Below are 9,374 nucleotides of genomic sequence, written 5' to 3' on the forward strand. Positions count from 1 at the left end.
CCCCACCATGCGGTGGGGGTTTCCGCGTGTCCGGGCCGAGCCGGGCGGCGGCTGCGCCGGGCCCGCTCAGCGGCCGTTCAGCTCCAGGCTGGTGCGTACGGCGCTCTCCAGTGCGCCCTCGATCCAGGCGGGTTTCAGGCTGGTGTGCTCACCGGCGAAGTGCACCCGGCCCTCGACGGTCCGGGTGGCGGCGTGGTGCTCGTGCAGCTGGCCGGGGGTGAAGATGGCCGCCTCGCCCAGGGCGTAGCGGGCGCGGGCCCAGGACTGGGTGGCGCCGACGCCGGTGTACTGCTCGTACACCTGGGAGCCGAACATCTTCGCCAGGTTGTCCAGCGCGAAGGCGTACCGCTCGCCCTCGGTCAGCGAGTCCCAGCGCATGGCGTCGTCGGACCAGGTGTAGGAGGCCAGTACCACGCCGCCGCGCGACCCGTCGACGTGGGAGGGGAAGTAGGTGAAGCGGTTGGGGCTGTCCGAGACGCAGCCGCCGCCGGTGAAGCCGCCGGAGCCCTGCTCCCAGAAGCGGTTCTTGAACTCCAGCAGCACCTTGGTGGCCGAGTCGTAGTGCAGCTCGACGATCGCGCGGCGCTTGGGGTAGGAGAGCGCGGGCTCGAAGTCGCAGAACCGCAGGGCGGTGAGCGGCACGGTGATGATCGCGTAGTCGCCCTCGAAGGTCTCCTTGGGCGCGCGGGGGGCGCCGTCGCAGGACTCCTCGGTCCCGGACTCCGCGGTGGTCTCGATCCGTACGCCGTGCGCGGTCTGCACCAGGCGGGTCATCCGCCGCCCGGAGTGGATGCGGCCGCGCAGCGGGGTGGTCAGCGCGTCGGTCAGGCTGGCGGTGCCGCCCTCCAGCTCCCAGTAGCGGGCGGTGGGGCTGATGATGGCGTGGTCCATCAGGGTCGGGAAGAGCGAGTAGTGCAGCCGCGAGGTCATGTTCTCCAGCGTGCCGGCGGCCTCCAGCTTCGCCAGGTCCCAGCCGGCCTTCTCAACCAGGAAGCGGTGGGTCGAGTAGTCGTCATAGGTGCGGATCAGCTGGGCCCAGGCGTTGATCCGATCGTCGATCGGGCCGGTCGAGGAGACGGTGACCGGGGCCAGGGCCTGGTCCACGGCGGCGGCCGTGGTGGTGGACAGCGAGGTGCCGAAGGTGCGGTTGATCGGGCCGGGCGCCTGGGCGTACTGGGAGCGGGTGGTGCGGCGGCCGTTGACCTGGATCAGGGTGCGGCCGGTGGCGGCGGGCGGGCGGAAGTCCACCGGCTTGCCGTTGGTCCACCGCTCGCCGGTGAAGGCGTCGTAGACCACCGGCGGGACGGGTCCGGTGGGGCGGGCGCCGGGGGCCACGTCGGCGTTGTAGAACAGCCGCCGCTTGATGCCGAGCTTGTCGGCGAGCGCCAGCACCATGGGGTGGAAGTCGGGCAGCCGCATCGCCCCGGCCTCCGCGTAGAGCGCGCGGTCGGCGAAGACCTTGCGGAAGGTCTTGATCCGGCCGCCGGTGCGGCTCGCGTTGGCCTCGATGACGGTCACCTGGTGGCCGGCCTTGCTCAGCAGCGTGGCGGCGACCAGCCCGGCGACGCCGGCGCCGACGATCAGCACCTTCTTCGGCCTGGTCGTCCTGGGCAGGCCGTGGTCGATGAGAACCCGCAGGTACTCCAGTTTGAGGTCGTGGTCGTGCTCGCCCACCAGCAGCAGTTCCCGGGCCAGCTCCCGGCTGTTGTCGGCGGCGCGCGGGCCGGTCAGCCCGGTGGCCGAGGGGGCGGTGGCCGGGGGGACGGTGGCCGGGGGGACGGTGGTGGGGGCGGGCGGCGCGGCGAGGGCGCTGCCGGGGGCGGCGGCGGCGGCCGTCCCGGCGGCGACGGCGGCGGCGGTGCCGAGGAAGCGGCGGCGTCCGATTGCGGACGGGTTGTCTGAGGTCACGCCGGACAAGCTAGGTCGCGAACCGCCAGAACTTCACCCGTTTGCCACACGCTCAGCCAAATGGGTGACATACGGAACGTCTGGGCGGGGACGGTGCTCTGATCCCGTGACAACACCCACCCCGTGGCGGTCCGAGCCCCGGCCGGCCGCCGCCCCGCGCCCCCCGGGGCCGGTCCCCCCGCCCACCCGTGCCGTAAGCCGCAGGTCCGGGTGGGTGCGGCGGTCGCGATACCCTGCCGGTCGCACGGTGCTGCCGTCGGTGACCGCCCCGGACACGGTGCGACCACCGGATGGAGGACGGATGGCAGCGGTGCAGCGGATCACCTCCCGCAACGCCCGGTTCCAGCAGTGGCAGTCGCTGCTGGCCAACCGCAACAAGCGCCTGCGGGCGAAGGAGTTCCTGGTCCAGGGGGTGCGGCCGATCACGGTGGCCGTCGAGCAGGGCTGGCCGGTCCGGGCGCTGATCCACGACGCCGGGCGCCCGCTGTCCCGGTGGGCCCAGGAGCTGCTGCGGTCCACGGCGGCCGAGCGGGTCGCGATGTCCTCCGAGCTGATCGCGGAGCTGGGCGAGAAGGGCGAGGCCGTGCCCGAGGTGGTGGCCGTGCTGGAGATGCCCGAGGACGACCTCGGGCGCATCCCGGTCGGCGACCGCTTCCTCGGGGTGCTCTTCGACCGTCCCACCAGTCCGGGCAACATCGGCTCGGTGATCCGCTCCGCCGACGCCTTCGGTGCCGACGGGCTGATCGTCACCGGTCACGCCGCCGATGTGTACGACCCCAAGGCCGTCCGGGCCAGCACCGGTTCGCTGTTCTCACTGCCCGCCGTACGGGTCCCCTCGCACCGCGAGGTCACCGCCTGGCTCGACCACGAGCGGGACCGGGGCCGCCCGGTCGCCGTCGTGGGCACCGACGAGCACGGCGACGCCGAGCTGGACGACTTCGACCTGACCGGACCGACCCTGCTGCTGATCGGCAATGAGACCGCCGGGCTGAGCACCGCCTGGCGCGACCTGTGCGACCACACGGTCAGCATCCCCATGTCGGGCACGGCAAGCTCGCTGAACGCGGCCAACGCGGCCACTGCCGTGCTCTACGAGGCGTCCCGCCAGCGACGGCGGGCCGTCCGCTGAGTTCAACCGTCCCGCCTGTCGACGGGTGGCTCGGCCCCGGCGGAGCAGGGGAGCTCCGGCCCGGCCGCCGCCTGCTCCAACAGCGCCCCGTCAACCGCCGCCCCGTCGACCACTGCCCCATCACCCGCCGCACCGTCGACCGCCGCCGGGCCGGGCCGCCCCCGGCGCCGCAGCCGGCCGGTGCCGTCCCGCACGGTCAGGGTGAAGAGGGCCGAGGCCAGCGCGATCACTGCCATCACCAGATACACGGTCTGGTACGCGGAGACCGGCGGCTTGGACGCGACCTGCGAACCCTCGCCACCACCGCTGTTGGCGACCAGCAGGGTGGCCGCGAGCGCGGGCGCCATCGCCATGGATATCTGGCGCACCACGCTGCCGAGCGTGGACGCCTGCCCGATGTCCGACTGACGCACCGTGCTGAACGACGCCACCGTGGTGGGCATGAACACCGCGCCCATGCCCACGCCCAGCAGGAACATGTACGTCCGGAACGTCCACGGCCCGGTGTGCAGATCACAGGTCGTCATCACGCCCAGGACGGCGGCCACGCAGAACAGCCCGGCGGCGATGATCCGGCGCGGACCTACCCGCTCGTACACCCGCGACACCAGCTGGACCGTGAGCAGCACCCCGATCGCCTCCGGGAAGGTGCTCGCGCCGGACACCAGGGCGCTCACCCCCTGGGCCTCCTGAAGGAAGAGCGGCGCCAGGTACATCGCGGCCATGAACGGCACCAGCCCGATCAGGTTGATCAGGTTCATGTCCCGGAACAGCCGGTTGCCGAACAGCCGCAGCCGCAGGATGGGCTCGGCCGTGCGCAGTCCGACCACGATGGTGGCGGCCAGCAGCACCGAGCCCAGCACCAGCGAGCCGAGGATCGACGGCGCGGTCCAGCCCTGCTGGGCCCCCTCGGACATCCCGTACATCAGCAGCGACATCGCCGCGGCGGAGAGCAGGAAGCCGGGCAGGTCGAACCGGCCGACCCGGGGCTGGCGGACGGTGTCCAGCGCCAGCAGCCCGAAGAGGACGGCCGCGGCGCCGAACGGCAGATTGACGTAGAAGACCCAGCGCCAGGAGAAGCCGTCGACCAGGTAGCCGCCGAGCATCGGCGCGACGGCGGGGGCGATCTGCTGCGGCAGCGTCATGATCCGGGACGCCCGGACCCGCTCGTCCGGGGTGAAGGTGCGGAACAGCATGGCGCCGACGATCGGGGTGAGCAGACCGCCGGAGAGCCCCTGGAGGCCGCGGAAGAGCACCAGTTCACCGAGGCTGCCGGCCATCCCGCAGAGCGCCGAGGAGAGGGTGAACAGCGTCATCGCGCTGAGCAGCACCGGCTTGTCGCCGAACCGGTCACCGAGCCAGCCGGAGACCGGGATGATCAGACCGACGCAGACGGGATACACCACGACCACGCCGTCGATGTCGGTCGCGGACATGTGGAACTGATGGGCGATCGAGGGCAGCGCCACGGTCGTGATCGCGCCGTCCATCACCACGAGGAAGAAGGTGGCGACGAACATGATCGGTACGGCCAGGCGCTGGCTGGGGCGGCGGCAGCGGGACGGCATGGTCTTCCTTGGGTGTGGTGTGTGACGGTCCTGCATCCGGTGGTGCGGCCTGCCTGCTTCCGGCGCCGGCCCCCCGTACTCCGGGTGCGGTACTCCGGACGGCGGCGGCACGGAGCGCGGTACGAGGGTCTGGCACCCCGCACCGATATACTGAGCATACTCACTATGAGTCGACACACAACTGTATTGCCGGGCCCGACGACGGCACCGCGCCGACCGTCGCCCGGCGGTAGGAACGAGGCAGGCAGCCGATGACCGGCCCGAGAAGCAGCGACATCCTGATCGATGAGCTGTTCGAGACCACCATGCGTCTCCGCACCTACGTCGACGCCCGGCTGAGCGGCCACGGCATGTCCGTGGCCCGGCTGCGGTTCCTGCGGACGCTCGCCACCTCCCCCGAGCCGCTGCGGATGCGGGACCTCGGCGACATCCTCAACATCGCCGCCCGGACGGTCACCACCATGGCCGACACCCTGGAACGGGAGGGCCTGGTCACCCGGCTGCGCCACCCCGAGGACCGCAGGGCGTACCTGCTCACCCTCACCGACCTGGGGCGGTCCCGGCACATCGAGGCCGAGCAGGTCGACCGCGAGGCGCTGGCCAGCGCCACCGGCGGCCTGGCCGACCAGGACCGCGCCACCCTGCGGCGGCTGCTCGGCGTACTGCGCGCCACCGTGGCCGACACCTCCTCGGCACCCTCCGAAAAGGACTGACCCGCCTGGATCGGCCGGGCCCAGGCCCCCAGTGACCGGACCCCGGCGACCGGCCCGCCCGGATGCCGGGCGGAGCGGCGGGTGAGAGGCTGGAGGGCGTCGCCGAGGCGGGAGCCAACCATGATCTGTGCACACCTGGCGGACGCGGGTTCGCCCGAACCCCAGAGCACCGCGGGCTGCCAGGACTGCCTGGCAGCCGGGCTGCACGACTGGGTGCACCTGCGCGAATGCCTCACCTGCGGCCGCGTCGGCTGCTGCGACTCGTCGCCCCGCAAGCACGCCACCGCGCACTTCCACGACACCGGCCACCCGGTCATCCGGTCGGCCGAGTCCGGCGAGCAGTGGCGCTGGTGCTACGTGGACGGCATGTTCGCGTAGGACGGCAGGACGCAGGAGCGCAGGACGCAGCCGAGCGCGCCCGGCCCATGCACGATGGAGGTGAGCCGATGCGGTTCCGCGACCGCCGGGAGGCCGGCCGGGCGCTGGCCGGAGTGCTGCTGGAACGCCGGCGCGACGGCAAACTCCCCGAGCCGCTGGTCTTCGGCCTGCCACGCGGCGGCCTGCCGGTCGCCCATGAGGTGGCCGCCGCACTGCACGCCCCGCTGGACGCACTAGTCGCCCGCAAGATCGGCGCCCCCGGCCAGCCCGAGCTGGCCATCGGCGCACTCGCCGGCGACGCCCCGCCGCTCTGGGACCGCGAGGCCCTGCACTGGCTGCGCGTCGCCCCCGACGAGCTGGCCCCCCAGGTCGAACGGGAGCGGCTGGAGCTGCGGCGCCGCGAGGCCCTGTACCGGGGTGACCGCCCGTTCCCGGAGCTGGCCGGCCGCACCGCCCTGGTCGTGGACGACGGCCTGGCCACCGGCTTCACCGCCCGCGCCGCACTGCGCTCGCTGCGCGACCGGCACCCGGCCCGGGTGGTGCTGGCCGTCCCGGTGGGCTCCCCCGAGGCCGTGGCGATGCTGAGCCGGGAGGCCGACGAGGTGGTGTGCCCGTACCAGCCGGAGGCGTTCGGCTCGGTCGGGCGCTGGTACGAGGATTTCGGGCAGCTGACCGACGACGAGGTGCTGGAGCTGCTCCACAGCGGCTGACGGCGACGCACGGCGGCGGCCACCGGTGACAGGGAAGGCGGAACCATGCGGCTCCACGTCCGTGGCTGGGGATCGGGCGCCCGGACCGCCCTGCTGGTGCACGGCATGATGTCCGACCACCGCAGCTGGCGGCGGGTCGGCCCCTGGCTGGCCCGGCGCGGCTACCGGGTGCTCGCCGTCGACCTGCGCGGCCACGGCCGCAGCCCGCGCGGACCCGGCACCGCCCCGGCCGAACGCTACCTGCCCGAACTGTTCGCCGGAGACCTGGTCGACACCCTGCCCACCGGCGCCGACCTCGCGCTCGGCCACTCCCTGGGCGGCCTGGCGCTGTCGCTGGCGGTCGACCGGCTGCGGCCGCGCCGCGCCGTCTACTCCGACCCGGCCTGGTGCATCCCCGGGCCGGGCCGGGGCCTGGACCCGGCCGGCTTCGCCTGGTTCCGCACCGCCGCCCGGGAGCAGATCGCCGCGCTCAACCCCCGGTGGGAGCAGACGGACGTGGACATCGAGCTCGCCACCCTCGCCCTCTGGGACCCGGACACCGGCGGCGGGCTGGCCGGGGTCGCGGGCCGCGCCCTGCTCCCGGAGCGCCCCGCCGTGCCCTCACTGGTCCAGCTGGCCGACCCCAGCTTCATGATCGGCCCCGAGCACGCGGCGGAACTGGCCCGCCGCGGCTTCGAGGTCCGCACGGTGGCCGGGGCCGGCCACACCATCCACCGGGACGACCTGCCCGGCTTCCTCAGCTCACTGGACGGCTGGGTCTGACCCGGCCCGGAGGTCCGTCGACTACCAGCGGTGGTGGACCTGCGCCCTGATCCGGCGGTCGTACAGGTCCCGCACGGCCTCCAGCGTGGCCGCCGAGAGCGGCGGCAGCTGCCCGGCGGCGGCGTTCGCCCGCGCCTGCTCGGGTGACCGGGCCCCCGGGATCACCGAGGTCACCCCGGGCTGCTGGACCACCCAGCGCAGCGCCGTCTGAGCCGACGTCGCCCCCTCCGGCGCCAGGTCGGCGAACTCGGCGGCGGCTTCGAGACCGCTGTCGTACTCCACGCCGGAGAACGTCTCACCCTGGTCGAACGCCTCACCGTGCCGGTTGTACGACCGGTGGTCGTCGGCCGCGAAGACCGTCTCCCGGGTGTAGCGGCCGGACAGCAGCCCGGACGCCAGCGGCACCCGCGCGATGATGCCCACGCCCGCCTCGGCGGCGGCCGGCAGCACCTCCTCCAGCGGCTTCAGCCGGAAGGGGTTGAGGATGATCTGCACGCTGGCCGTGCCGGGCCGCGCGATGGCCGCCAGCGCCTCCGCGCAGGTCTCCACGCTCACCGCGTACGCGGCGATCCGCTCCTCCGCCACCAGGGTGTCCAGCGCGTCGAACACCTCGTCCGAGGAGTACACGGCAGTCGGCGGGCAGTGCAGCTGCACCAGGTCCAGTACGTCGACGCCCAGGTTGGCCTGGGACCGGTCGGTCCAGGCGCGGAAGTTCTCCAGGTTGTAGTGCTCCGGCCGCTGCTCGACCCGGCGGCCCATCTTGGTCGCCACGAAGATCCCAGCGTCCGGCCGCTCCCGCAGGTATCGGCCGATCAGCTGCTCACTGCGTCCGTCACCGTAGACGTCGGCGGTGTCGAAGAAGGTCACTCCGGCGTCGACCGCCGCGTCCAGCACGGCGAGCGCGTCCTGCTCCTCCACCTGGCCCCAGTCGGCGCCCAGCTGCCAGGTGCCCAGTCCGACGACGGACACCTTGCGGCCCGTCCTGCCCAGTACTCGCTGTTCCATACCGCGATCCTACGGTCGCCGGGCCCGCCGGGGGGACGGACTGATTTTCCGTCAGCGCCCACACGGCTGTGCCGGATACACCATGATGTCCCCCATGTGTCCGAGCGCGTACGGGGCGTCACTGGATGCGCCCGGCGGCGCGCCCGTCGAGAGGGAACAGCGTGAAGGTTCGCCGCATCCTTGCCGTCCTCGCCGCCACCGCGGCCCTGTTAACCGGCGCTCTGCCCGCAGCCGCCGCACCCAGCGCCGTCGGCACCGGCACGGTCGCGACCTCCCGGTCCGCCGACAGCCTGTCCGACCTGCTCACCCAGTGCTCGGCGGACTTCGTCCAGGGCGACAGCCGGCTCGGTCCGCAGCGGCTGCCGCTGCTCGGCATCGTCGGCGCGGAGGTGTTCGGGTATCTGCGGACGGGCAGTCTCAGCCCGCAGAAGTTCCTCGCCCAGTACTGGGACCCGGCGGCCGGCGCCTGGATCTACCCGCCGCAGGACGGCTATGTCCTCAACCTCGACGGGACCCCGCTCAAGACCAGCACCACGCTCCGCCCTGGGCAGGACATCGACCGCTACGGCAGCGAGTACGGCGCCTTCCTGGCCCCTGAGGGCCTGTCGTACGCCGGCCGCTCCATACCGCCGTCGAGCCTGGACGGCACCCCGGCAGCGGGCTGCAACTACCACGACTACCGCGTACTGAAGCAGTTCACCGTCTACTCCGGGCCGATCGCCTCCTGGTTCGGCCAGCCCGGCCACGGCATCCAGTACCAGCTGGACCGCACCCTGGTCCCCGGCGCCCCCGAGCAGGGCTTCAACGTCGGCTGGCTGGTCGACCAGGGCTACCTCAAGCGCCTCGTCTGACACTCAAGCGCCTCGTCCGAGACGAAATACCTGGAACGCAGAAAAGCTCCGCTCCGGAGACCTTTCGGTCTCCGGAGCGGAGCTCTCTCAATGATTGTTCGGCGGTGTCCTACTCTCCCACAGGGTCCCCCCTGCAGTACCATCGGCGCTGAAAGGCTTAGCTTCCGGGTTCGGAATGTAACCGGGCGTTTCCCTCACGCTATGACCACCGAAACACTATGAAACTGTCAAACCACACCCGGCCAAAGGCATGCGGTTCGTTGTCTCAGAACAACACAGTGGACGCGTAGCAACTATGGACAAGCCCTCGGCCTATTAGTACCGGTCAGCTCCACCGATCACTCGGCTTC

9 protein-coding genes and 1 rRNA gene are annotated in these 9,374 nt (G+C 72.5%); 6 read left to right on the forward strand and 4 right to left on the reverse strand.

Features of this window, described 5'->3' with window-relative positions; all coding sequences use genetic code 11:
* Positions 1–66: 66 nt before the first annotated feature.
* The gene (locus tag ACIQGZ_RS18965; RefSeq protein WP_402603101.1) at positions 67–1,908 is read right to left on the reverse strand and encodes a flavin monoamine oxidase family protein; all 1,842 of its coding nucleotides are present in this window, start codon (positions 1,906–1,908) and stop codon (positions 67–69) included.
* Between the two features lie 301 nt (positions 1,909–2,209).
* On the opposite strand from ACIQGZ_RS18965, the gene ACIQGZ_RS18970 reads away from it, so the two are divergent.
* Positions 2,210–3,037, forward strand: a complete 828-nt coding sequence (locus ACIQGZ_RS18970; RefSeq protein ID WP_402603102.1) for an RNA methyltransferase — start codon at positions 2,210–2,212, stop codon at positions 3,035–3,037.
* 2 nt (positions 3,038–3,039) lie between these two features.
* Here ACIQGZ_RS18970 and ACIQGZ_RS18975 read toward each other — a convergent pair whose 3' ends face one another.
* Positions 3,040–4,605: a DHA2 family efflux MFS transporter permease subunit gene (locus ACIQGZ_RS18975; RefSeq protein WP_402603103.1), complete on the reverse strand. Its 1,566-nt coding sequence runs from the start codon at positions 4,603–4,605 to the stop codon at positions 3,040–3,042.
* Between the two features lie 251 nt (positions 4,606–4,856).
* Between ACIQGZ_RS18975 and ACIQGZ_RS18980 the strand changes: the two genes are divergently transcribed.
* The 4 genes from ACIQGZ_RS18980 (at position 4,857) to ACIQGZ_RS18995 (ending at position 7,168) form a co-directional block, all read left to right on the forward strand.
* Positions 4,857–5,318 (forward strand): MarR family winged helix-turn-helix transcriptional regulator, encoded by a 462-nt coding sequence (locus ACIQGZ_RS18980; protein WP_402603105.1) that lies wholly within the window; start codon positions 4,857–4,859, stop codon positions 5,316–5,318.
* 120 nt (positions 5,319–5,438) lie between these two features.
* Entirely contained in the window at positions 5,439–5,696 is a 258-nt protein-coding gene (locus ACIQGZ_RS18985) for a UBP-type zinc finger domain-containing protein (protein ID WP_402603106.1), read from the forward strand.
* 68 nt (positions 5,697–5,764) lie between these two features.
* On the forward strand, positions 5,765–6,406 hold the full coding sequence (locus tag ACIQGZ_RS18990) for a phosphoribosyltransferase (RefSeq protein ID WP_402603108.1): 642 nt from the start codon (positions 5,765–5,767) through the stop codon (positions 6,404–6,406).
* Positions 6,407–6,451: 45 nt separating this feature from the next.
* Positions 6,452–7,168, forward strand: coding sequence for an alpha/beta fold hydrolase (locus ACIQGZ_RS18995; protein ID WP_402603109.1), 717 nt, complete (start codon positions 6,452–6,454; stop codon positions 7,166–7,168).
* Positions 7,169–7,189: 21 nt separating this feature from the next.
* On the opposite strand, the gene ACIQGZ_RS19000 is transcribed toward ACIQGZ_RS18995, so the two are convergent.
* Entirely contained in the window at positions 7,190–8,173 is a 984-nt protein-coding gene (locus tag ACIQGZ_RS19000; RefSeq protein ID WP_402603111.1) for an aldo/keto reductase, read from the reverse strand.
* Between the two features lie 161 nt (positions 8,174–8,334).
* Here ACIQGZ_RS19000 and ACIQGZ_RS19005 point away from each other — a divergent pair, with 161 nt between their 5' ends.
* On the forward strand, positions 8,335–9,024 hold the full coding sequence (locus ACIQGZ_RS19005) for a TNT domain-containing protein (protein ID WP_402603113.1): 690 nt from the start codon (positions 8,335–8,337) through the stop codon (positions 9,022–9,024).
* 96 nt (positions 9,025–9,120) lie between these two features.
* Here the strand turns inward: ACIQGZ_RS19005 and rrf are convergent.
* A 5S ribosomal RNA gene (gene rrf / locus ACIQGZ_RS19010) occupies positions 9,121–9,237 on the reverse strand.
* Positions 9,238–9,374: the final 137 nt, after the last annotated feature.

This window comes from Streptomyces sp. NPDC092296 (assembly GCF_044755465.1).
GTDB lineage: Bacteria > Actinomycetota > Actinomycetes > Streptomycetales > Streptomycetaceae > Peterkaempfera.

Bases quoted from the DNA above. Each gene is read 5' to 3' on its own strand.
- ACIQGZ_RS19000 (WP_402603111.1), bottom strand. From the start codon at position 8,173: ATGGAACAGCGAGTACTGGGCAGGACGGGCCGCAAGGTGTCCGTCGTC.
- ACIQGZ_RS18990 (WP_402603108.1), top strand. From the start codon at position 5,765: ATGCGGTTCCGCGACCGCCGGGAGGCCGGCCGGGCGCTGGCCGGAGTG.
- ACIQGZ_RS18985 (WP_402603106.1), top strand. From the start codon at position 5,439: ATGATCTGTGCACACCTGGCGGACGCGGGTTCGCCCGAACCCCAGAGC.
- ACIQGZ_RS18975 (WP_402603103.1), bottom strand. From the start codon at position 4,605: ATGCCGTCCCGCTGCCGCCGCCCCAGCCAGCGCCTGGCCGTACCGATC.
- ACIQGZ_RS18995 (WP_402603109.1), top strand. From the start codon at position 6,452: ATGCGGCTCCACGTCCGTGGCTGGGGATCGGGCGCCCGGACCGCCCTG.
- ACIQGZ_RS18970 (WP_402603102.1), top strand. From the start codon at position 2,210: ATGGCAGCGGTGCAGCGGATCACCTCCCGCAACGCCCGGTTCCAGCAG.
- ACIQGZ_RS18980 (WP_402603105.1), top strand. From the start codon at position 4,857: ATGACCGGCCCGAGAAGCAGCGACATCCTGATCGATGAGCTGTTCGAG.